Annotated in this window: 22 protein-coding genes and 3 pseudogenes; 8 read left to right on the forward strand and 17 right to left on the reverse strand. The window is 53.4% G+C overall.

The window, feature by feature from the left end; translation table 11 throughout:
• Positions 1-42 precede the first annotated feature (42 nt).
• The 4 genes from K3T83_RS37995 to K3T83_RS38010 all read left to right on the forward strand — a co-directional run bounded on the left by K3T83_RS37995 (position 43) and on the right by K3T83_RS38010 (position 2,933).
• Entirely contained in the window at positions 43-492 is a 450-nt protein-coding gene (locus tag K3T83_RS37995) for an NAD(P)-binding domain-containing protein (RefSeq protein ID WP_308441716.1), read from the forward strand.
• Between the two features lie 206 nt (positions 493-698).
• Entirely contained in the window at positions 699-1,085 is a 387-nt protein-coding gene (locus K3T83_RS57405) for a transposase (RefSeq protein ID WP_220208097.1), read from the forward strand.
• Positions 1,051-1,920, forward strand: a complete 870-nt coding sequence (locus K3T83_RS38005; RefSeq protein ID WP_220208098.1) for a transposase — start codon at positions 1,051-1,053, stop codon at positions 1,918-1,920. Before K3T83_RS57405 ends, K3T83_RS38005 begins: the two co-directional genes overlap by 35 nt.
• A gap of 164 nt (positions 1,921-2,084) precedes the next feature.
• The gene (locus K3T83_RS38010) at positions 2,085-2,933 is read left to right on the forward strand and encodes a fumarylacetoacetate hydrolase family protein (protein WP_220208099.1); all 849 of its coding nucleotides are present in this window, start codon (positions 2,085-2,087) and stop codon (positions 2,931-2,933) included.
• A 390-nt stretch (positions 2,934-3,323) separates the two neighbouring features.
• Here K3T83_RS38010 and K3T83_RS38015 read toward each other — a convergent pair.
• Positions 3,324-4,270: pseudogene (locus K3T83_RS38015) on the reverse strand (IS3 family transposase); the annotation flags it as partial.
• A 70-nt stretch (positions 4,271-4,340) separates the two neighbouring features.
• Between K3T83_RS38015 and K3T83_RS38020 the strand changes: the two are divergent.
• Positions 4,341-5,484, forward strand: a protein-coding gene (locus K3T83_RS38020; RefSeq protein WP_236065087.1) for an IS3 family transposase whose coding sequence is annotated in 2 segments (ribosomal slippage) — positions 4,341-4,604 and positions 4,606-5,484 — 1,143 coding nt in all. Because the reading frame shifts where the segments join, the coding sequence is not laid out codon by codon here.
• 140 nt (positions 5,485-5,624) lie between these two features.
• On the opposite strand, the pseudogene K3T83_RS38025 reads toward K3T83_RS38020, so the two are convergent.
• From K3T83_RS38025 to K3T83_RS38070, 10 genes and pseudogenes are all read right to left on the reverse strand, one after another.
• A pseudogene (locus K3T83_RS38025) lies at positions 5,625-5,831 on the reverse strand (transposase); the annotation flags it as partial.
• Between the two features lie 434 nt (positions 5,832-6,265).
• Positions 6,266-6,727, reverse strand: a complete 462-nt coding sequence (locus K3T83_RS38030) for a GNAT family N-acetyltransferase (protein WP_220208103.1) — start codon at positions 6,725-6,727, stop codon at positions 6,266-6,268.
• Positions 6,728-6,741: 14 nt separating this feature from the next.
• Entirely contained in the window at positions 6,742-8,334 is a 1,593-nt protein-coding gene (locus K3T83_RS38035) for an ISL3 family transposase (RefSeq protein ID WP_220208104.1), read from the reverse strand.
• 395 nt (positions 8,335-8,729) lie between these two features.
• Complete coding sequence (locus K3T83_RS38040) at positions 8,730-9,569, reverse strand: MFS transporter (RefSeq protein WP_220208105.1); 840 nt, start codon at positions 9,567-9,569, stop codon at positions 8,730-8,732.
• Complete coding sequence (locus K3T83_RS38045; protein ID WP_373324644.1) at positions 9,566-10,261, reverse strand: alpha/beta hydrolase; 696 nt, start codon at positions 10,259-10,261, stop codon at positions 9,566-9,568. The genes K3T83_RS38040 and K3T83_RS38045 overlap by 4 nt, the downstream gene beginning before the upstream one ends.
• 112 nt (positions 10,262-10,373) lie before the next feature.
• Entirely contained in the window at positions 10,374-11,186 is an 813-nt protein-coding gene (locus K3T83_RS38050) for an SDR family NAD(P)-dependent oxidoreductase (protein ID WP_220208107.1), read from the reverse strand.
• 99 nt (positions 11,187-11,285) lie between these two features.
• Positions 11,286-12,167 carry a haloalkane dehalogenase gene (locus K3T83_RS38055; RefSeq protein ID WP_220208108.1) on the reverse strand — a complete coding sequence of 294 codons (882 nt, stop codon included), beginning with the start codon at positions 12,165-12,167 and terminating at the stop codon, positions 11,286-11,288.
• A 145-nt stretch (positions 12,168-12,312) separates the two neighbouring features.
• Positions 12,313-13,188, reverse strand: a complete 876-nt coding sequence (locus K3T83_RS38060; RefSeq protein ID WP_220208109.1) for an RNA polymerase sigma factor — start codon at positions 13,186-13,188, stop codon at positions 12,313-12,315.
• A gap of 215 nt (positions 13,189-13,403) precedes the next feature.
• Positions 13,404-14,153 (reverse strand): SDR family oxidoreductase, encoded by a 750-nt coding sequence (locus K3T83_RS38065; protein WP_220208110.1) that lies wholly within the window; start codon positions 14,151-14,153, stop codon positions 13,404-13,406.
• A gap of 112 nt (positions 14,154-14,265) precedes the next feature.
• On the reverse strand, positions 14,266-14,469 hold the full coding sequence (locus K3T83_RS38070; protein WP_220208111.1) for a hypothetical protein: 204 nt from the start codon (positions 14,467-14,469) through the stop codon (positions 14,266-14,268).
• A 166-nt stretch (positions 14,470-14,635) separates the two neighbouring features.
• Between K3T83_RS38070 and K3T83_RS38075 the strand changes: the two genes are divergently transcribed.
• A complete protein-coding gene (locus tag K3T83_RS38075) occupies positions 14,636-15,220 on the forward strand; it encodes a hypothetical protein (protein ID WP_220208112.1) in 585 nt (194 codons plus the stop codon).
• Between the two features lie 83 nt (positions 15,221-15,303).
• Here K3T83_RS38075 and K3T83_RS38080 read toward each other — a convergent pair whose 3' ends face one another.
• The 4 genes from K3T83_RS38080 to K3T83_RS38095 all read right to left on the reverse strand — a co-directional run bounded on the left by K3T83_RS38080 (position 15,304) and on the right by K3T83_RS38095 (position 18,646).
• A complete protein-coding gene (locus K3T83_RS38080) occupies positions 15,304-16,080 on the reverse strand; it encodes an NAD-dependent epimerase/dehydratase family protein (RefSeq protein ID WP_220208113.1) in 777 nt (258 codons plus the stop codon).
• A gap of 164 nt (positions 16,081-16,244) precedes the next feature.
• Complete coding sequence (locus K3T83_RS38085; protein ID WP_220208114.1) at positions 16,245-16,808, reverse strand: hypothetical protein; 564 nt, start codon at positions 16,806-16,808, stop codon at positions 16,245-16,247.
• A 114-nt stretch (positions 16,809-16,922) separates the two neighbouring features.
• Entirely contained in the window at positions 16,923-17,690 is a 768-nt protein-coding gene (locus K3T83_RS38090) for an SDR family NAD(P)-dependent oxidoreductase (protein WP_220208115.1), read from the reverse strand.
• 107 nt (positions 17,691-17,797) lie between these two features.
• Entirely contained in the window at positions 17,798-18,646 is an 849-nt protein-coding gene (locus tag K3T83_RS38095) for an oxidoreductase (RefSeq protein WP_236065088.1), read from the reverse strand.
• 304 nt (positions 18,647-18,950) lie between these two features.
• Here K3T83_RS38095 and K3T83_RS38100 point away from each other — a divergent pair, with 304 nt between their 5' ends.
• Together K3T83_RS38100 and K3T83_RS38105 are read left to right on the forward strand one after the other, a co-directional pair.
• Positions 18,951-19,769: an IS6 family transposase gene (locus K3T83_RS38100; RefSeq protein ID WP_220208117.1), complete on the forward strand. Its 819-nt coding sequence runs from the start codon at positions 18,951-18,953 to the stop codon at positions 19,767-19,769.
• Positions 19,770-20,001: 232 nt separating this feature from the next.
• Positions 20,002-20,821 (forward strand): annotated as a pseudogene (locus K3T83_RS38105) (IS6 family transposase).
• 305 nt (positions 20,822-21,126) lie between these two features.
• Here the strand turns inward: K3T83_RS38105 and K3T83_RS38110 are convergent.
• Positions 21,127-22,557: a flavin monoamine oxidase family protein gene (locus K3T83_RS38110; protein ID WP_220208118.1), complete on the reverse strand. Its 1,431-nt coding sequence runs from the start codon at positions 22,555-22,557 to the stop codon at positions 21,127-21,129.
• Positions 22,558-22,616: 59 nt separating this feature from the next.
• Complete coding sequence (locus K3T83_RS38115; RefSeq protein ID WP_220208119.1) at positions 22,617-23,174, reverse strand: hypothetical protein; 558 nt, start codon at positions 23,172-23,174, stop codon at positions 22,617-22,619.
• Positions 23,175-23,344 lie beyond the last annotated feature (170 nt).

Genomic DNA, 23,344 nt, shown 5'->3' on the forward strand with positions numbered 1-23,344 from the left:
CATATCTGGTACGGGCAGCGCCCTTGTAGTTGCCCGTACCACATTCTCTATGGCACGACAGGCCGCAGAAAAATGAACAAGACGGTCGGTATCATTGGCTTAGGGAAGATGGGCCTACCCATTGCAGCAAACCTGCTCGAACATGGCTTTACAGTGGTAGGCTATCGCCGCCATATGATCGGCGATTTCATTACAATGGGTGACACAACTGCACGTTCCAGCAAAGAGGTTGCTCAGCAATACGATGTGGTGATTACCTGTCTTCCAGAGGATAGTGCATTCCTCGATGCAGCTTCGGGTGAGAATGGACGCGTTCACGGAGCGCATCCAGGGTTAACTGTTGTCGATATTAGTATGCTTGCGATGGAGGCCAAGGAGCAATCCAGGCGCTCGCTTGAGCAAGCAGGTGGAATGGGGAAAGAGGATGTTGCAGCCATGTCCTCCTTCCTTGAGAAGACAATCAAGCAAAACGAGAGGAGAGAATCTGTATGAGTCAACATAGCGCTATAAAATATCAACTTGGAACTGCTCTTGTGGCGGGGAAACAAACCGTTGTCCTCGCTCATCAAGAGCAGTTTTTCAATTTACACACTCTCTAAGCTCGACTTTGTACAAATTTGCTAGAGAGGAAGGCAAAAGCCTACCCTTGAAGTAAGATAGAAGCTTACCAAAGCAAAATCTTCCACAAGGAGAAGCTCATGCCCCTTCCAGAAACTATTCTAACGGTTGTGGCCCCCTTTCGGCCACTGTTTACGGCTCCGACCTGGAGAAAATTGATGACCCTATTGACTGGAACGCTTTTGGCTCACGGACGACGGACGGTCTGTAGGGCTTTGCGCTTCAGCGGAGAACAGAACAACGGGCACTGGAGTCTGTACCATCAAGTGCTCAACCGTGCTCGCTGGTCTCCACTGGCAGCAAGCCAGTGTTTGCTGCTGCTCATCATAGAAACACTGCTTCCCCCGGGCGCTTGCATCCAGATCGTCATTGATGAGACCTTGGAACGACGATGGGGTCCTCAGATCAGCAAGCGAGGCAATTATCGCGATAGTGCACTCTCCAGCCGCAAGCGGGAAGTCGGGTAGCACCGGATTACGTTGGATCGTGATGGCGGTGGTCGTGACGCCTGCGTGGAGCAAGCAGCCCTGGTCGCTGCCCTTTCTGGTTGTGCTTTCCACGGCTCCCGCCTTCAGCGTACTCAAAGGCAAACGACACAAAACCATTGCCATGTGGGCCAGCCTGATGCTCAGCCTGATGCATCGCTGGCTTCCAGATCGCGACATTGTCGTGCTGGGGGATGGGGCTTACAATTGTCTGGCATTGGGCTTGCAGGCAACGAAGCGCTCCGTGACCTTGATTACACCTGGTCAGTTGGATCACGCCTTTCACGACCCGCTTCTTCCCGCTGAGCACCGTCCCAAAGGAGGCAAGCCCAGAATCGTAGGCAAACGCCAGCCCAACCTGGATCAGGTCCTAGTTGATCCAAGCACCCAGTGGCAAGAGAACGAGGTCCAATGGTATGGGCAAGGTATCCGGGTGATCCAATGGTGCAGCGGAACCGCATGGTGGCATCGTGCCAAACTCCCCCCATTGCCTATCCGCTGGGTGCTCGTCCGTGATCCCAGCGGCAAGTACGAGCCCAAAGTGCTGGTGTGTAGCAATCCCAACTGGCAGGCGCTTCTCATCATTGCCACCTACATGAAGCGCTGGAGTCTGGAAGGCACCTTTGAGGAAGCGCGTGCGCATTTGGGCATCCAAACCCAGCGACAGTGGTCTGATCTTGCCATCGAGCGCACCACTCCACTGAGGCTCGTGTACCTACAGTTTGGTGACGTTGATGGGAACCCATCTGGCTGCTCACGCGCAGATCGTCGTCGAGCAGGCCGCCTGGTATCACAAATCTGCTGCCACCTTTCATGATGTTCTTGCCAGTGTGCGACGGCTGATCTGGAAACAGCAGAGCAGTCTGACATCCCCTTGCGCACCTGATGTTGGACTCCTCTCTCCTTCTGTGCTTGATCGGCTTCTCGATGCGGCCTGTTTTTAGTTGGAAATGTACAAAGTCGAGCTTAGAGCACGCAAGGGTGAAGAATACGCTCTCCACTGAAATTCGTGAGCTATCAGACTCGCTGCTCGAACTGATAGAAGATTGGTCATACTGGAATGAGACGTTGGCGCAGGTTGTAAAGACGCTGTTTGCTCATCGCTCAGAACAAGCGTTTGCTGATGCTCTTTTGCAGCAAGAAGAGTTGCATTGGTTACCTCCATTAATGTTTCCACGGAAACTTATCTGCATTGGAACAAACTATCGTGACCACCTCGCTGAAATGGGCGTTGCCAGGCTTCCAGAGTATCCATACAGCTTTTTAAAGCCTCCGACAACGACGTTGATAGGGTCTGGCACTCCTCTTCAGTTGCCAAAACGGGCAAAACTGGTCGATTGGGAGGCAGAATTAGTGGTCGTTATTGGTCAAAGAGTACGCGATATCCAGAAAGAAGACGCGTTACAGTACGTTGCGGGCTACAGTCTTCTCAACGATGTCTCAGCCCGCGACTGGATTGCGGACGCGCCCCCTGTCGGGATCGATTGGGTCATGCAGAAGGCGTTCGATGGATTCGCGCCCATGGGTCCACTTCTCACGCCCGCCCTCTTTGTGCCAGATCCACAACAACTGCATATCACTCTTACGGTGAATGGACAGATTAAACAAGACTCGACGACCGCAAACATGGTCTTTTCTGTTCGAGAAATTATAGAGCACCTGACTTCCATTATGACTCTGGAACCAGGAGATGTGATCGCTACAGGAACTCCGGCAGGTGTTGGGCATGGGAAGAAGCCACCGGAGTACCTGCGGGCAGGAGATACGATGATTGTAGCCATTGAAGGGCTGGGTCAACTCGAAACGCCTGTGATAGCAAAGGAGAACTGAGACACTATTGAACGAATAGTGGCGTTGCTTCACGGCTCGCCTTCCTGCCTCCAAATGCAACAAGAAGGTTCGATCAAGCACCTCGGGGTGAGCAACATGAACGCCGAGCAGATCACCGAAGCACAGTCCATCGTGTCGGAAAGACCATAAATTTGCCACTTCTGACTCGGCTCTTGTCCAATTGGTAAGAGGCATGCGCCAAAGGCCACTGAGATGAACTAAATTAAAAGTCAATGAGGTGACTGTTGCTGACGGCTGAGCCTGCCCCGATTCTGTAGAGCCTCCGATGCTTTGAGTTGAGGGAGATGCAAGACGTTTTGACGTCACGTAACGTTTAACATTTTTAGTATACGAGAAAAAATGTTAAACGTCAAATGTTTTATTTTTCTCTTACAGAGTCTTCTGTTCATAGAAAACTGGACTGACGTATCCAAGCGTCGAGTGTCGCCGAATACGATTATAGTACACTTCCAGGTAGGTGAAGAGGGCCAGACGAGCTTCTTCGTGAGACGCATAAGCCGTCTCTCCTACACATTCTTCTTTAAGTGTCCCGAAAAATGACTCTATGACAGCATTATCCCAACAATTCCCTTTCCGCGACATGCTCACTACCATCCCTACTTGCTCTAAACGAGTGCGATAAGCTCGTGAAGTGTATTGACTGCCCCGATCACTGTGATGCAAGAGTCCTGCGAAGGCTTGGCGGCGAGCGAGAGCCAGATTGAGCGCGCGTTCCACCAGCTCTTCATCACAGGTGCCTGACATCGACCACCCTACTACCGTTCGTGAATAGAGGTCCAAAATGACCGCCAAATAGAGCCATCCTTGTTTCGTCGGAATATATGTGATATCACTTACCCACTTTTTATTGGGCTCGGTTGCCGTAAATTCCCGATTTAAGGTATTCGGAGCTACCGGATGAGTTGCATCTCGGCGCGTAGTCAGGACTCGACGTCGTCTGCGCTTCGCACACAGTCCTGCCTCCCGCATCAACCGAGCCACCCGCTTGCGGGAGACTTGTCGTCCTTGATCGCGCAGCTCCACCTGCAGGCGGGGGCTGCCGTAACGTCCCTGATGAGCTGCGAAGCCCTGTCGTATTTCTTCGGTCAAGTGGGCATCTTCTCGTTTTCGCTGACAGGGCAGGCGCTTGCGCCAGGCGTAAAAGCCACTCTCTGACACGTCGAGGACATGGCACATCACCACCACGGGAAATTCCTGCTTGTGCTCTTCGATAAACCGGTATTTCATTTGGACTCCCGTGAAAAGATGCCCAGCACTTTTTTTAGTACTTCCCTCTCTTGCCGAAGTATCTCGTTCTCTCGCTTGAGACGACGATTTGATCCTACCCCGATTTGATAGAGTCGCAAAAGCTGAGATATACTCTAACAAACCAGGAAAGGGATCATCATGGCAAAGGTACAAAAAACCTACACACGAGAATTCAAAGAGGAAGCAGTACGGCTCGCCCAAACCAGTGGGAAGCCGATTGCCCAGATTGCCCGTGAACTGGGGATCTCCGATTCGGCCATTCATGGATGGCGCAAGGAATTAGCAGAACATGGGAGCGATGCATTTCCAGGCAAAGGGCATCAAACCGAGCTGGAAGAAGAAAACCGCCGCCTCAAACGTGAATTGGAAAGAGTCCAGCAGGAGCGTGATATATTAAAAAAGCTGCGGGCATCTTTTCACGAGAATCCAAATGAAATATCAGTTTATTGACCAACACAAGCAAGAATTTCCCATTGTCATCATGTGTCGTGTCCTTGAGGTCTCGGAAAGTGGTTTTTACGCCTGGCGTAAGCGTCCTGCGAGTCCTCGCCAACGAGAAGATGCCCAACTTACAGAAGAGCTTCGACAGGAATTTCATGTTCATCAAGGCAGATATGGCAGCCCACGCCTGCATGCTGAATTGCGGGATCGGGGAAGAAGCATCGCTCGCAAACGTGTTGCCAGGTTGATGCGTGAGGCAGGGTTGTGTGCGAAGCGCAAACGGAGACGGGTACTCATCACCCAGCGAGATCCTTCTCATCCTGTCGCACCCAATCTCTTACATCGGGACTTTCGTGCTGAAGCACCGAACACCAAATGGGTAACAGATATCACCTATATTCCTACAACACAAGGCTGGCTCTACCTTGCCGTGATCCTGGACCTCTATTCGCGGGCAGTGGTCGGATGGTCCATGTCAACCTGTTGTGATGAAGAGTTGGTAGCAAACGCATTGAAGATGGCTGTGCTCCGACGCCGCCCCAAAGCGGGGCTGCTGCATCACAGTGATCGAGGGTGCCAATACACGAGCCGGGCCTATCGCCGACAACTTGAGCAAATGGGAATGGTAGTAAGTATGTCTCGGAAAGGCAATTGTTGGGATAACGCAGCGATGGAATCCTTCTTCGGTTCACTTAAAGAGGAATGCATGGGCAGCAGCATTTATTCGTCTCAAGAGCAAGCTAGACGCTCGCTCTTTGTGTACTTGGAAGTCTACTATAATCGGCAAAGACGACATTCCACTCTCGGCTATGTAAGTCCGCTCATATACGAGCAAATTTGAGATCAGCGTACATGACGTACTGTTTGACGTAGTATATTTACTCTGGTAGAATAGCAACGTCAACGTGACGTCACGTCAAAACGTCTTCTATCCTCTCAGCTCCAAATCGTTGGAGGCTCTACGAAAACGGGTCAAGGTCAATTCTCTTCCTCAAGCGCTGTCTGATGTCCTTTGCCTGGGAACGCTTCAGAGCCGTTCTCTGCCAATTCCTTGCGCCACTGGTGAATCGAGGTGTCGGAGATGCCCAGATCTCGGGCGACGTGGGCAATGGGCTTGCCACTGGTTGCTGCCAGGCGGACGGCTTCCTCTTTGAACTCTCGTGTGTAGACTTTTTGAACTTTTCCCATGTTTGATCCTTTCCCATGCTTGCTCTAGTATAGCTCAGCTTTTGGGACTCTTTCAAACCGGGTCAAGCTCAGACGGCTGAGCAATCCGAGATGCTTTGGCATGGATCGCTCTCATCGCCTTGGCCTCTTTGGACGCCCGTCGCCCACGGGTTGTGCAACGAGATGAGGAGGAGGGAAAAGATGGCCTGTCATGCGGTTTGAAGAGGCTTTGTCTCGTTGATGTAAATTTGTGAATTAAATGGTTCTCCACCATCTTTAGTGCAGGATGAGCTTATAAGCAACCTTTCTCCTTTTCTCTATTGGCTTTCAGAGCAGATAAAGGTTTCAAGGTTCTCTATTGATGAGCTTTTTGCACGGAAGATGACGGAGAACCAATTAAATGGCTCTCCCGCACTTTGCGTGATGAGAGACAATGGAGAGAGCCTCTCTGCTGGTTACACAGGTCGAACCATGCGCAGGAATTCATACTCTCCACCATTGGTGTGTTGCATAAACGTGTCGAGAGGAGTGAAGCCGATCTGTTCGTAGAGGTGAATAGCGCGTCGGTTAAAGGTGGCTACGCTCAAGCTCCACACGCTGACGGAAAAGTGTTCTTGACCAAAGGTCAATCCCGCGAGCAGGAACGCCCGCCCCAGGCCCTTGCCAGTCAGATCTGGTCGCAGCCCCAGTCCCACCTCGATGGTTTGACCCTCTTGCTTGAAGGTGAAAAAACCAACGAGTTCATTCGCCTCATTGAAGACGGAGTAGTAGGACACTTGCCAGCTCTGCGGATCAAGCAGTTCCGCTAAATCCTCCTGATCTTGCTCCACATCATAGAAGTCGTAAGGAGGTGGGTAGTGCCAGGATGCAATCTGATGGGCATCCTCTTGTTGCATCTTTTTCAAGGCAAATTGCATGAGAAACTCCTTTGTTAAGCTGCATGTAAGACCCGTTGCCGGAGGAGATCAAACTTGGCTCTTCCATATCCCTGCCTCTTGATCAGCTTGAGGCGAGTAATCTGGCCTTCGGTCTGACCCTGGCTCCAAGCCAAGGTCAGGCCCGCCTGCACCGCAGCCTTATCTTGATAGACCCCTTTGATAAAAGGGTGTAAAGCGGTCAGAGGACTGCTGGCGACCGTCTCCAGCCAGCCATCAAGTTGCTCTGCTCCCGTTCGATCACGCATCATGGCGACGAATTGTTGTACCAGCTCATAGGCCAAATCGACTTCTGGGTCCAGGTTGCGAAGGTGTGCAAGCGTTTGCTGCTCATCTCGCGTCAGCTTTTCTGGTCGGTGTAGAAACAACCAGGTAGCTTGGCGGGAAGAAATGGGAGTCCCGCTGTGCAGAGGAGCGTGACGATCACCTGACCGGAGGCTGATGACTAGGTTACGCACACTTTCATACGAGCCTTTGTATCCTTTCGTAGTGAGCTCTCGATAGATGCGTGCCATGTTGTGGCAGCCTTGTGCCCATCGCTCACGGATGAAAGAGAGGTAAGGATCAAGCTGACTGGCCTGTTCGCGCCGTTTGCGCTCGGGAAAGACTCCAGCCTCTATCCACCGCCGGACGGTGCTGTGGCCCACTCCTACACGCTCAGCAATGGCTTGATAGCTCAATCCTTGCTTCCTCAATGCCATCGCTTGTTCGTAGCGAGCTACCCGTTCTGCTCGATGAAGCTGCACAACCTGCTCTTGTTGTGGAGAGAGACGTGGAACGTGCTTGCCCGGCAGCACAGGAGAAGCTTCAAGAAGCTCCTTCGTCTGTTGCCTCTGATGAGCTGTCAGATGGGGAGAAAGACAGCGCTGCAATGCCTCACCAAGATTTTTGAGCAGATGCCATTTGTCTGTCACCTGCATGGCTTGTGGGGCACCTTGCTTGGCAGCTGTTGCATACGTATCACTACGATCCCGGCTAATGATTTCGATAGAAGGGTATCGTCTGAGCCAGGCGGCAGCCGAAGCAGCATCCCGATCAGGCAGCACATCGAGTCGGCGATGCCGTTCCAGGTCACAGATCAGCGTCCCGTACCGATGCCCTTTGCGCCATGCCCAATCATCAAGACTGACCACGCGAGGTGGCTCGACCGGCTCGTCAGGAAAGCGACGAAGCAAACGCAGGAGCGCATCCGGGCTAGAACACATCCCTAAGACTACGCTGAGACGAGCAGCGGCTTCTCCACCAAGAGCCAGACCAAGACGCTCCAACACCTTTTTGAGCCGGATGGTCCTTCGGGCAAAACGCTCGGCGAGAGTAGGAAGAGCTTCCGCGAAAGTTTTGCGAGCACAGCTCGCATGGGTGCAGAAGAAACGGTGCACCTGCACTACCAGCCGAACGGAATATTCGCTCCAGGGCAAATCGGCCAGTTTGCGCTGGTAGTGGCTATGGATTCGTGAAGAAAGGTGACCGCAATCGGGGCAAAGTCCACTCGTTGCTTGTGAGTGTGCCCGCACAGTAATTCTCTCATCCACGAGGGTAATCTGTTCTACGGCAAAGTCTGCAAGATCGAGTAAAAGTGGGTGTGTCATCGGTTGGTAGATTCTGATCCTTGAGGAGCAATGATTCGAGAAATGTTATTCTTGCTCTATTCTATCACTTTTGCCCGATCACGCAAAGTGCGGGAGAGCCGCAGATTGCTAAAAAATTGGATAATTAAATGAGCAAGCAGTCAGCAAGTAGGAATCAGCCAGTAGAGCCATAAGGGACGAAGTCTCTCGTGGCTCTCGTCATCTTCTATCTGCTTTTGCCTATTTTACCGCCCACATAATTATCCAAATTTCGCCACAGAGCAAAATGATTTACACACAGGCATAGAATCACCCTCTTTATCTTGTTTCTGGTAATGACGACGTGGGGACAGGATATACTTCTTCCTTGAAGCATCGCAGGAATGGCCTCTCTGCGTTCCCCATCGATAAAAGCTTTATTCAGACGCGACGAGCATTTCTTCTTTTTCTCCCTTCTCGCCCTCATATCTCTTCACTTTACGCGCACTCAGGCGCACGCTGAACGCGAACAACACCAGGGCAAGCAGAAGACAGGCAGCGCCAATCAGACCGAGTTGCGTCACCGCAACAACACGTAAGGCCAGGCCACCCAACGCGGCCCCGCCACCAACTCCCAGATAGAACGTCGAGTTATTCAGTGCGAGAATCACATTAGCATGCTCGGGCGTGAGTTGTAGCAAGCGATGCTGCTGTGGAGTGAAGAGCATTGGCACACAGAAACTCCACAGGAAAAGCATAATCAATGCCCCTGGTATCGTGTGCGTTGTCAAAGCGAGTAAAGGCTCGACAATCAGCACAGCGACCAGGAATACGTAGATCGGGCGAATAGAACCAACACGATCAACAATCGAACCAGCGATCCAGTTGCTCAGCACCTGACCCAGGCCATAGGTAAGCAGGAAGAGGCTCACATCAATGTGATCATCTGAGTGCAGCTTACGGCTTGAGGGGAGCCTCGATATCCAAGCGCGAGATACGCATGCCCTCGATGCGGTGAAGGTGCAGACCATCGCTTTGCGAGACGATCGAGCCGTCAAGCGAGCGTACCGGCTCGTCGTGCGTGTGCGTGCGGGTCCACTGCTCGGTCCAGTAGGTGCGCAGCGCCGCTTTGCCGTGCAGCCTGCCCCGTCGTCGGGCCAGTCGACGTCGTCGCTGACCAGTGCCAGCAGGGCATCAACGTCCTGGTGATTGTAAGCCGCATACGCCTGGAGGAGGAGTTCTCGGTGGTCCGCCTGCACGTCGTTGGTCGCTGTCATAGCCCAAGGACCAGGTCGCGTACGACAGCGGGCTGAGAAAGGAACGGGTGGTGGCCGGCATCGAGTTCTACGACGCGGCCTGCCCGAGCAGCGAACGTGCGTTGCCGGTCGGCGGGGGTTCCCCGATCTTTGGCACACACGAGGTACGTCGAGGCGATGTGCTGCCAGGCCGCTGACTGCACCGGCTGCTGGAGGACCGCCAGGCTCTGCCAAGCCGTCTTGTTCATGGCCGCTCGCTGGATCTCCTGATCGCAGTCCTGCAAGAACGTCTCGGCCAGGGCGTCCAGCCGGACGGTGAATGTCCCGCCCACAGGATCGATGTCGAGAAACGGGGCCGGCTCCTCACCGCTGAACGAGGACAGGCTTTGCCCAACCTCGGGCAGATAGCTGGACACGAGCAACAGATGGTGCACGGAGCCGACACTCGACGCCGCCTCGGCGGTGACGATCCCGCCGTAGCTATGCGCAACGACGACGGTCGGCTCGTCGCTCGCGGTCAAAACCTGCCGGACGGCGGCGACATCATCGGCGAGCCCAGGTCCTCCTGCGCTGGGCGCTTCACCCATCTCACCGCAACTCGGGAGGGCAGGTGCCAGGCTTTCGATGCCCCGCTCGACCAGCAGTTCAGCCGTTCGGTGCCACCACCAGGACCCGTCCTTGACGCATGCCCCATGCACGAAAACAACTCTCATCATAACCTCCTCGTTTGGTTTCAATCACGCCGGGACGAGATGTCCCGGCCAGGTTTTCGCCGTCTCCTTTGAGTCCAGCAGCAATGTGGTAGACCCAGTTCCCGGCGTGGATTTATGCGCCATATGCCTCTTCGCTCAGTGCTTTGAAGGCATCCCACTCCGCCAGGCGCTTCCCATACTCGGCATGGATCATCTCGTGCGCTCCCTTGCCAAAGAAGATGCGCAGTGGGGGTTGCTCCATCTCGACCAGCTTCAGGAGAGCCGGACCAGTCGCCTCTGGATTTCCAGCACCAAACGGGCGAGGGTTAGCAGCTCTGGCCTCTCGGAGAGGCTCGTACGCTGGCAGCGGCCTGGCAACCTTTGCCGAGGGACTCCAGTCAGTTGCGTAGCCGACGGGCTCGATCAGCGTGACCTTGATGCCAAAGGGCTGCACCTCCTGGCTAAGCGCCTGGCTGAAGCCCTCAAGCGCCCACTTGCTGGTATTATAGAGGCTCGCGTAGGGGAAGGCGTTGACGCCGCCGATACTTGAGTTCTGGACGATGTGTCCGCTGCCCTGCTCTCGGAGGTATGGCAGCACCGCCTGCGTCACCCAGATCGCCCCGAACAGATTGGTCTCCAATTGGTCGCGAGCCTCCTGCTCGCTGATCTCTTCGGCGGCGCCAAGCTGACCGTAGCCGGCATTATTGAGAACAACATCCAGGCGACCATAGGTATCGTAAGCCTGCTTCACTGCCGCAAAAATGGCGGCCCTGTCGGTGACATCCAGGGCCAGCGTCATGACATTCTCACCGTAGGTATCGTTGAGCGCTTTGAGACTCTCCAGGTTGCGCGCGGTCGCCACCACCTTATCGCCGCGCTTCAGGGCAGCCTCCGCCCAGACGCGACCAAAACCTTTTGACGTGCCGGTAATAAACCATACTTTCATGAGAAAAACTTTCCTTCCTGGAAGCTATTTATCATTCTTTTGCGATCTCTTTGTTCTGCCTACTTAGCGTACAGTTTTCAGGTTTTGATATACCGACCCCTAGATGGTGCAATACCACTGCGCTAAAGCCGCGCCAATTTGATCGGGAGCATCCTCAGGTAGCATGTGAATGCCAGCCACGGTGATCTCCGTCTGATTGGGCCAGGTTCGGCAATATTCGCGCTGGCTGCCCGTCAGGTTTCCACCTGGCTCGCCATTGATGAAGAGCTTCGGGATGGGAGTTCGTGCCAGCCATTCACTATAGGACTGGACGATGACCACGATATCGGCTGGCTCTCCATTCATGGGCAACGAGCGTAACAGGGTCAGAATGGGGCGCCGACTCTCGCCTGGTTCGCGGAAGGGAGCGCGATACGCCTCCATTTCTGCGGCGGTGAGATGGCGCAACACAGTCATATTCGGTATGACCTCCTCAATAAAAAAATTGTCGCGCAAGATCATCTGCTCTCCAGCGGGCGTTCGCACCTGCCGGAAGGCCGGGCGCGGCAGCTCCGGCCACTGCTCCCAGGTCAGCGGTTGCACCAACGCCTCCATGTAGACCAGCCCTTTGACAGCCTCGGGGTGGCGATAGGCCCAGTAGAAGCTGAGAGCCGCACCCCAGTCCATCCCCACAAAGGTGACCTTCCTCGTGACATCCAGGGCTTCAAGCAGGGCATCCAGATAGCGACTCTGCTCAAAAAAGGAATAGGCACCCGGCCCTGCTGTCGCAAGTTTCGCGGAATCGCCCATACCCAGCAGATCAGGGGCGATGCAGCGCGCCTGATGCTGGACATAGGGGAGAATGTTGCGCCAGAGATAAGCAGATGCTGCATTCCCGTGCATAAAGATGATAGGATCTCCCTGTCCCACCTCAACATACGCCATTCGCTGGCCAAGAACAGTACAATATTTTTTCGTGTACGGCATACTTGCATTGATCATTGAACAATTCCTCGTGCTGTGTTCTAGATGTTTGAAGAAAAACGCCTTTATCCCGACGATCGAGAGGTGATTTTCTTCTCTTCACTCACTTAGACAGGGGCAAAACGCTCTTGTGACAGTTCGCCCAAGGAACCCAGGAAGCCCTCTAATCCAGGGTAAAAATCTGTTTGAACGCAGGTTGGTTGATCAAGGTACGCAAGGCTCTGCTCTGATCCACAGGAACCAGAAAGGGATGCTCTCGATAGATACCAGCGGATTGCTCCGCAAGCAGATTGTGCAGGGCTTTTGTTCGCTCTGGAGCAATGGTGGAAACCTGTCCCAAATATTCACGAGTAAATTGGCGGCGTGCGGGATCAACCACGCCCAGTTCGATAAAGGAGCGTGTTTTCCGGGCGCAGCGACAGGGATTAGCTTGGTTGAGCAGGCCGCATTTATTGTTCATGTAGTTGGAGAGATCGTGGCGCGCCCGCGAGAGCAACTGGCGGAAGTTCGCGGAAGAGAGATCCATCAGTTCTGCGCCAATCTCACTGTTGACTTTAAAGATCTCGCCGAGAATATAGACCAGGCGTTGACGCCGATCCAGGCAGAGCAACATGCCCATTGTGCAGCTTAATTTGGCTTCTTCGATCAGGACAGGTGCTGGAAGGTCAGCTTCACTGGGATCGGACAGATGCTGGTCGGGAAGCTGATCAATCTGCTGGCCCAGTTCAGAAAAGGAGATTTCGCCCGGGCGCTGCTTCAAATTGAGCACGTGATTGGCCACGATGCGATAGAGCCACGTGCGGAAACGGCTCTTGCCCTGAAACGTACTCAGCCGAATAAGGACTTTGAGCAGGACTTCCTGCGTGACATCTTCTGCGTCCTCGCGTCTGCCCACCATGCGTACTGCAATATTAAAGATCCAGGCTTGATGCCGTTGAATAAGCTCTTCAAAAGCTTGCCAATCCCCATTCTGGGCTTTGGCAACCAACTCCTCATCAGGAATCTCAAGTGTTGTTGTTTCACGAAACGGATTATTCATGGCATCCTCAGTCACATAAAGAGAGTTTGAGTTGAGGCATCATATGCCTCCCAAAAAGTTAGACTCTGTGATCTGACTATTGTGACAGTTCTTGGTGAAGAAAAGCAGCGCTCTATGAACATAACATGGTTCCTTCTTTCGCGCGATGTCTTCTTCCGTGTAAAAATACACCGAAAAGCCTTCTTTTCCGCCTCCCATCTCTGTGAAAAGGGATGTCAAATAATGCCGCCGTTGACTCGGATCGTCTGCCCGTTGATCCAATGGCCAGCGGGACTGGTGAGAAAGGCAACGGTCTCAGCGATGTCGGTTGGGGTGCCTAAGCGTTCGAGTGGAACAGCATTGGCAAACCGGGCGACGGTCTCCTCGTCCTTGCCTTTCAGGAATAACTCCGTCGCGGTCGGACCCGGAGCCACTGCGTTGACGGTAATGTTGCGGCCTCTTAGTTCATGTGCCAGGATGAATGTCATCGCTTCTACCGCAGCCTTGCTGGCCGCGTAGGCGGTGTAGGTCGGGAGAACTCTGCCGATCACCGAGGACGAGAAGTTGAGGATCGACCCACCAGGGCGCAGGCGGCGGGCGGCCTGCTGGTCAACGACGAAGGTGCCTCGGATGTTGGTCCGCAGCAGATCATCAAGGACGTCCAGATCCAGCTCGACCAGCGGAGCAAGAAACATGACGCCCGCTGCGTGTACGACGACATCGACCCCGCCAAAGGTGTGCTCGGTGAGATCAAAAAGCTCCTCGATGGCGTGCTCGTCAGCGACATCTGCACGCACAGCCATCGCTTTCCCTCCCTGGTCGACCACGCTGGCAACGGCGCCGTTGGCTTCGGTGTCGTTGGATGCATAGTTGACGACGATGGAAAAACCGGAAGCCGCCAGCCGCTCGACGCAACTGCGACCGATCCCTCGTGCACCGCCGGTGATGATGGCTACCCGTGGCTTGCTCTCCTGAGTGTTTGCCATTTCTTCTCTGCCTTTCAGTTACGGGGCCGCTCTGCGGTTCCCTCAAGTCTGTTTGCAATGCAAGATCGAAAACGTGGGAAATGGAGGATGCTATCTCCACAAACCTCTTATTTTAAGCGTGCGCGTGCTCTCGATACCACTGGACGGTCGTATGGATCGCTTCATCCAGAGGAGTCGCGTGCAGGCCGAATGCCTGTTCAAATGCGCTTGAGGCCACGATTTGCGGTTCAGTATACTGGTAGAACAATTCGACATATTCGCGTGCAAAGGTCTCATCAAAGATCCCAAGCGCTTTGGCCTGTTCTATCGTAGGCACATTCAAGATCTGTGGGACACCGACCGATATGATTGTTTACAAATATTGAACCTATCTGTTGCGATAAAATCTGTAGCCAGACCACGGTTGAGGGAAACAGGTGGATTATACTCATCCTGTATATTGCATAGAGAGGATCCTCGATACTCATCAGGAGTGCATCAATATGTCAAGATTATTAGATAGATTAATCCAAGCAGGCAGGCAAGCCAAAGTAGATGCACAGCGTCTGGCTGAAAAGGAGAAGCAGAACGCTATAGAGCGCAAGTTACAAGAAGAAGCAAAGCGTGCGCAAGCTGTTGCTGCCTTCGAACAGCGGCAACGCCTTTTAGAAGTTTTGGAAGTACGGAATCGATTAGTAGATGTAGCAACTTATCGGCAGATGATAATGCCCAAAGTAAAACTAGTAGCGGACATAATTACGGCTCACTATGACGACCATCAACCTGACTCGGACCCCGCAAGCGTTTCTTACTACGTACAAGGCTTTGCGCTAAGCCCAAATAGGCTATTCGTAGACGATAACATGAGAGTTTATTTTGCAGGTTTCACGGACTTGGGATGGCAAATTCGTCTCTACTTGGTAGTTAATTCATATAAGAGGGAAAGAGGAAGGCGCTGGGATGGAAAGCAAGCTTATGGAGATTGGTATTTGGAGACATTAGGTTGGTGTATTGGTGAAGGCGAAAGAGAAATGCCTCTATCTGATATTAATGATGATAGGGCGATAGAACGCGCTAAAAATACATAGAAGATCGTTTATTTGCAGTCACTCCTAATATTATCTGATCTTTGAAGGAAGGACAAGGCACAATTTTATCGCAATGGATAGGTTCAATATTTGTAAACAATCATATCGGTTGGTGTCATCTGTGGGAACTGCCCAATCTCCTGACCAATGAGCCGTAGCATGTCGCGTGTTGTGATGATTGGTGGTACGGGTAGGTGCCACTCTCGTCCCAGTGCTTCCTCACGCTCCCCAAGCACTGCGAGGCCCCTGGCAACATCGGGCATATAGCTGTAACTATGAGGAAGATCAATGTTGCCAAGCGTCAAGGCTGGCTGACCAGAGAGGACTGCCGGAAAGACATATTGGCCCAGCGACGAATTGAGGACACGCGGCCCGAAGAAATCAGCTGCTCGTCCCAGTGCGACGCGGACCTTGCCGATGCGATGGGCTTGCAGGTAGCCCCAGGCGAGCTCGGCACGCAGACGGCCTTTGCGTGAGGTGGCCGCATAAGGTGTGGCTTCTGTCATCGGCTGTCCATGCGTTTCTCCATACAGGTAGAGCGTATCGATCACGACCAGCTTCGCTCCAGCAGCAGCTGCGCTCTCAATCATATTTTCCTGTAAGCGGGGAAGAATCTCCGGCCATTGCTCGTAAGGGGCATGGGTGGCATTGTAGATGACCGCCGCTCCTCGGCTGAGTTCCTGAGCACTGTCGAGTCTGGAGGCATCCCCAGCAACCAGCTCTGCCCCAGTGGGGATCTCTCCCTTTCCGCTTCGATTGACGAGACGGACCCATTTGCCTCGGGCAAGCAGTTCTTCAGCGAGCGAGATCCCGACCGGGCCGGTTCCGAAAATGACGTGCAGTTCTTTTGCTATGTTCATGGTATCTTCTCCTTTTCATATTGTAAATTTTGATATTAAGTGGATCTGACGACCAAGCCAGAAGTGTGGCTACGGTGCAACTAGGGCATGACCTCACGCATTCCTGACCGTCATCACGGTCACTCAGAGGAGCCGCATTACGGATACGGACAGGCCGCTACACATCAACGCGGCCTTTCCCTCGTTTCTGCTCGATGCGCGATGACGCTCAAGACCTCCCGACGAATCACCCCGCTAAACGGGCGGATGACGAACCAGTATGCTGTGAAGGCCCGCAGGGTCTGTGGATCCATCGCCTGAATGCGGGTCTCGGTACTGAGGAGATTGCCCTTGGGGGTGGATTCCAGGCGGAACTCCATCCCTACCTTGAGCCATCCCGTTCCGGTCCACTCTCGCAAACCCGCTGCGTCCAGAAGAGGCGGTGTCGATCCTCCCAGCAGGCGCCAGGCCTGACTGAGGCCTGCCGAGATGACCACATGGGGAGCCTCGCGGAACAGAACGGGAATGGGTGTGATATCGAGAAAGGTGCGCCCTGCCAAGCGTGGATGCCTTTGGCTGATGAGGGTGGCTGGCAGGAGACGCAGGCTCTCGAACACGAGTCCAAGAGGGAGTGCGGACATCGGCACCGTGTTCAACTCATCCCAGATATCGGCGAGCGGGGCAGCGATGACATGGGAGTGACACATGCGAAATTGCGGGTTCGGTATAACGGTATCGAGATTCAACACTTACTTCCTCCTGAACGAGCCTTCCGATGCGTCCCATCAGAAATCTGGACGGCCTCGGACTCCTTGGCGACGCTGACATCTTTGTGTGCTCTCTGCTCTCGTGAACACGCGCCTCTAAAGATTCATGCCGCCTGACACTTCTATTCTCTGCCCATTCACCCAACGGGTCTCCTCGGAGAGGAGAGCCGCCACAGCCCCGCCAATGTCTTCTGGCTGACCAACACGACCAAGAGCGATCTGTGAGGCCACCCATTGGTTGACTTCTTTGTTGTCACGAACGACGCCCCCTTCAAAGTCCGTGGCAATGGCACCTGGAGCCACGGTATTGACCACGATGCCGCGCTCCCCAAGCTCCACGGCCAGGTAGCGCGTCAGCACCTCTTTGGCCCCCATGGCGGCCCCATAGGCACTATTGCCCGGGTGGGAAAAGCGCGTGAGTCCGGTGGAGATATTGATGATGCGACCACCATTGACGATCAAGGGGAGCAGGGTCTGGGTGAGGAAGAACGTCCCCTTGAACTGCACGTTGACTACCTGGTCAAACTGCTCCTCGGTCGTCTGGACGAAGGGCGCGTAGATGCCAAACCCCGCATTATTGACCAGGAAGTCAAAATTGTTCCTGTTCCACTTCTGTTTGAGCGTCTGCTTGACCGCTTCTGCAAAGGCAGCAAACGACTTCGTATCGGATACGTCCAGCTGCAGTGTGACCGCTTTGCGGCCCTGTTTCTCAATCGAAGCGACCACTGCTTCTGCTTCTTCTTTTTTGCTGTTGTAGGTCAGAAGAACATCATTCCCCTTGGCGGCGATATTGATCGCCATCTCTTTCCCGAGTCCTCGGCTTCCACCAGTAATTAAGGCGATTTTTCCCTGTTGTGTGCTCATAGCATCCTTTCCTTTCTTTAGATGGACCCTCTACTTTATTATCTGAGGCTTTAACGGTCTTTTCCTTTCCAAAAAGTCCCTTATTGCGTGAAACAATTTCCACCTTCTCAGTGGCGAGGAAAATCGGTAGAATACGATAAAGACTCCCAGCAATCAAGATCGCTCAGTTGTTGCTGGATATGCTGCCGAATGATCGTGACGGCGTCGGTCCCCAGAGGAAGCCGCAAGGGAGGATGCTCCGACTCGACCACCGCAATGAGAGCCTGGGCCGCACGAGCAGGGTCGCCAGGCTGCCTCCCATTTGCCTGCTCCATGCCCGCACGTCGTTCTGTCATCACGACGTCATATGGTGCTAGCGGTGCCGCCTTGATCATAGAACGACCAGCCCACTCGGTACGAAAACCACCAGGCTCAACAATTGTCACTTTGATGCCAAATGGCGCAAGTTCCCTGGAAAGTACCTCCGACCACCCTTCCAGAGCGAACTTGCTCGCACTATAGGCAGAGTTTCCAGCGAAGCCAGCCAGCCCTCCCAGTGAACTGATTTGCACCAGATGTCCCCAGCCCTGAGCGCGCATAGACGGCAGGACTGCCCGCGTCACGTTCATGGCTCCCAACAAATTCACCTCCAGTTGCTGGCGAATTTGTGCCTCCGAGAGTTCCTCAAAAGCCCCAAAGAGTCCATAGCCAGCATTGTTCACAAGCACATCAATATGTCCAAAAGTGTCCAGCGCGGCTTTCACGATCTCCTGGGCCTGTCGCGCGTTCGTGACATCGAGTTCGAGCGCTCGCACTTGATCTGGCTGCGCACCTGCCAGAGCCTCGATCTGCTCAACATGACGGGCGGTAGCGATCAGGTGATCTCCATGTGCAATCACGGCCCGGGCAAAAGCCTGTCCAAATCCGCTTGAACACCCTGTAATCAACCAGACACGATTCGATGATGAGGAAGTCATTGATTTCTCCTTGTCCATATGCATTATTGTCTCTGTATTTCTTTCGGTTTCAGCCGAGGAAACATTGCCTCTTGTCGGCGACAATGACAGTATACTGCGGGTTCCACAAAAAAGCGTGATCATTTGGAGTCATTTTTGCTGAGGGAGGCGTATGACCCTTTGGGACTATTCGTGTTGGACTCTTCCACGATGACGGAGGCATCGGTGCTTCAGTCGGAAGCGTCAGAATTCAGAAGAAGATTTGGCTTGAGGATGGTTTATGAGGTATGCTGATGGCGAAGACCCACCTGATGAGGAGTAATTCATGAACTGTCCGCACTGTGCTTCAGCTACCACGAAGGAACAGACCAAGAAAACCGCGCTCGGGTATCGAACGTTCCGCTGCTCAGATTGTAAGCAAGCCTTTAACGAGCAGACAGGAACTCCGTTCAACTTTCTCGAATATCCCACCGATATCGTTCTCCTTGTTGTTCTGTGGCGACTACGGTATAAGTTGAGCTTGCGGGATCTCGCTGAAATGTTTCTGGAGCGTGGTTGGGTCTTCACCCATGAAGCCGTCCGCGACTGGGAAGCCCAGTTTGCTCCACTCATCGCTGAGCAGTTGCGGACCAAGCGACGAGGGCAAGCAGGAACGTCCTGGTATGTCGATGAAACGTATATCAAGGTTCATGGGAAGTGGTGTTATTTCTATCGCGCCATTGATTCGGATGGTAACCTGGTTGATTCCATGCTGAGCGAGAAGCGAGATATGGAGGCAGCCACACGGTTTTTCAAACAAGCTGTCGAGATGGTTGGCTACGCGCCTGATCAGGTGACGACCGATGGACATGACTCCTATCCGCGGGCAATCCGCGAAACGCTTGGCAGTCACGTCCTCCATCGCTGTAATCCATATCTCAACAATCGACTGGAGCAGGATCACCGAGGCATCAAACAACGCTATTATCCTATGCGAGGGTTTGGCCGCTTCTCCTCGGCTGCTCGTTTTTGTCGCACTTTTGATGAGCTACGCCAGTTCTTCCGTTTTCGCACCATTATGAACCAATCGGTACCTCTTGCCCACCAACGCGAGCTGTTTCGCCAACGATTGGCGGCCCTCCAGGCTCTGGTGCAGATATCCTAACAGAGAGAAGTTTGGACGAGAAGTGGCCAACACAATGTGTTGGTTTCCTGTGTTCTCAGTTCTGACGCATCCACTTGTTTGGCCTCCACAGAATTGGGAATCTCAGAGCTATCCATAAATCTCTGGGCCTGATAGAGGGATGCGTCAGGACTGAGAACGATGCACAAGGCAGAGATCCCTGCCTTGTGTGATAGACTCATGGTTACACACACATTGTGAGGAGATGTGCCGCATGAACTGTCCAGACTGTCTGTCTAGAGCAACCAAAGAACAGAAGAAGAAAATGGCGCTGGGTTATCGAACGTTCCGCTGTTTCGTTTGTCAGCGCTCCTTCAATGAACGCAGCGGCACCCCTTTCAACTACCTTGAATATCCTACTGAGATCATTCTGCTCGTCGTCCTCTGGCGGTTACGCTATAAGTTGAGCTTACGGGATCTGGCTGAGATGTTTTTGGAGCGAGGTTTTGTGTTCACGCACGAGGCTGTTCGTGAGTGGGAAGCCCGGTTTGCTCCGTTGTTGGCAGAGCAACTGCAGGCCAAACGTCGTGGGTATGCAGGAATCTCCTGGTATGTCGATGAGACCTACATCAAGGTCCATGGGAAATGGTGCTATCTCTATCGTGCTATTGATTCAAATGGCAATCTGGTGGATTCGCGGCTGAGTGAGAAGCGAGATATGGAGGCAGCCAGACGCTTTTTCCTGCAAGCGTGCCAGACGGTCGGCCATACCCCAGAACGGGTAACAACCGATGGACATGACTCCTACCCACGGGCCATCCGTGAGACGCTTGACAGTGATGTCATCCATCGCTGCAATCCCTACCTCAATAACCGAGTGGGACAAGATCACCGTGGCATCAAACAGCGCTACTACCCGATGCGCGGATGCGGGAAGCTTCGCGTCAGCCTCACGCTTCTGCAGGGCGTTTGATGAAGTACGCCAGTTCTTCCGATTTCGTACGACCATGAAGCAATACATTTCTCTTGCCGATCAACGTCGTCTCTTCTGCCATCGATTGCATGTCTTGAAATCCATGTTCCTAGTAGCTTAACAAGGGGTTCAGTAGATTCAACATGGCATCTGATCTTTTGTGTTCTCAATTCTGACACATCCTGTTATTCCGCTTTTTCTGGCATATCTTTCTTGATGTTTTACTGATAGATCGTTATGCGTCGTTTCTTGGTCATTCTATCAAAATAAAGCAGAAGTATGTGAGCCAAACCTCCCCCATCGCACTAACCTCTACCGTCAGAACTTCAATTCATAGGATGAAAACCATAAGGTAACATACTGAGCGGCGATGAGATGCGCGCTTCGTTTGTGAGGAAGAATTTGTACTTTTTTTCTTCCGCGCGTCTAACCTTTCCCTCGTGCCACATCCTGCACAATCTCAAGAGCGGCACGCGCACCCTCTCTAGCTGCGCCTTCCATATAGCCCTGGAATGAGACTGAGCAATGTTCACCCGCGAAGTGAATGGGTTCCTGGCACGCGCCCTCGTAGCCAGCGAAGCGGGTATACTGTCCAACACGCCAACAGGCGTAACTGCCTAGAAGAAAGGGGTCGCCGGTGGGATAGCTCAGCGCCGCCTTGCCGATATAATGGGTGCTGATGCCAGGGAAGACAGACTCCAACTGCTGGAGACAGTTCTGGGCATACTGCTGAAGGTTTGGAGTGTCATCCGTCGTGGAATAGGGTGTCGGAGGGGCATAAGCTGCTCCTCTCTTCCCGCCTGTATAATCGACAAGCAATCCCATTGTGCTGGCTTGACCAAGGGATGTGTCCCAGAGCGTCTGAATATCGAGGTCGGTGATGACAAAGCCATTGTCTGGCTGAGGCCAGGGGCCTTCCTCATACCAGTAAGGCCGATCAAACTGTAAGAGGAGCTTGGAAATCGTGCCGTAGCCCAACTCCTGGATGGCGATTTGCTTGAGCGGATCAAATCCGGCCCGCCGATAATCGACGTGACGTAAGGCGCTGAACGGGAGAGCGAGAATCACATGGTCACAGTGCACTTCAAAAGTGCCACCAGCAGCAGCAAAGGTCAAAATAAGCGAAGCATCACTCGTCCGTTCAAGGGCCAGCAGTTGGTGCCCCAAATGGATACAGCCTTGCGGCAAGCTGTGGGCAATCGCCTGGGGCAGTTGCTCGTTGCCTCCCACAATCTTGCAGCTGGCTTCTATCGGTCCAGATGTGAGCAAACCCCTCGCTACATCTGGCGAACCAAACAGGTACACGAGGTTGAGAGCACTTTGCTCACGGGTATCCAGACCGTAGAAACCGGTACAGGTGGTCTCCAACAGATGACCCATTGGTATCTCATGACCGCCCTGGACATATTGCTCAATCCACTCATACACACTAAGATGATCGAGCCTCACCCCTTCGGGGGTAAAGTGCGTATAGGTCGTTGGGAAACCCACTTCCTGGAACTGCTGTTGTAAAAGTGGTGCCAAGGCCTCAAAGTCCTCGGCCAGTTCTTTCGCAGGATAATAACGATTGTGGAAATACAAAACGCTTCGTGCCTGGTCAATTCTGCCTCCTCCCAGATCGGCGGTGCGAAGGCCAAAGCGCTTGATTAATTGATGCATGGTTTCATGATCAGTGCCAATGAATTCCCCACACCACTCGCTGACCATGCCATCCGTCCAGGTTCTGGTGTCAGAGTGCATGCGACCGCCGATGCGGTGGGATGCTTCGTAGATGGTACATGAGAGACCGGCATCCTGCAAGGTGAGAGTTGCGTTGAGTCCCGCAATACCAGCTCCAACGACAGCGATTTGGGTCATGCTTCTTCTCCTATCGAGGTCACGACAGATGAATGAACATCAGAGACGTGCGATGCTCTCTACTTTTCCGCAGGCTCGTTCTCCGACCGGGAGAGATCAAAGGCAATGTAGGTTACGTTATCCCACGCGTTATGGATGCCGATGAACAGAAGCAGCACTGTTGCAGCGCTAATGAAGAAAAGTGCCGGCACCGGATTACCTGGAAGCACCATCGCTGCGACGAAGAGGGCCGTGTAGGAGACCAGGGGAAAGATCGTATGCCAGAGCCAGTCTTCCAGGACCGGTTGGTAGTCATGCTGATGGCGCGCTCGCCGGAGCACGATAACGACATAGCTCATCCCTGCGAGACCTGCAAGGCCGAGCAGCAGGCTAACATGCCAGAGTGCCTGCCACGGCGCACTGAGCAGCGCAGCAACCAGGAGCGCAGCGCCAAAATGCACGACGTTTGGAGTGTTGAAGGCCCCAAACACCTCACCGGGCGACGACATTCGCTGCTGCACCCCTGCCATCAAGGTGATCACCACGAACATCAATCCCACCAGCACAGCAGCAGAGGAGCCAATGATGACGTAAAAGCTTTCCCAGGTGGAAAGCGGCGATGCTGCAACTTCTTGCATAATGAATACCCCTTCACACTCTGTAAACGTGAGACGACACCTACCCCAGAAGCCGAGTTTGGGTGATTGCTCTCAGAGAGCTGCATACTGCGCGAGTACAACTCAATCCGAGTTTCTGGGAAACATGTCCATTCTCTTCATACTATCACATCTCTCATCAGCAAGGGTAT

It is taken from the genome of Reticulibacter mediterranei (assembly GCF_016587455.1).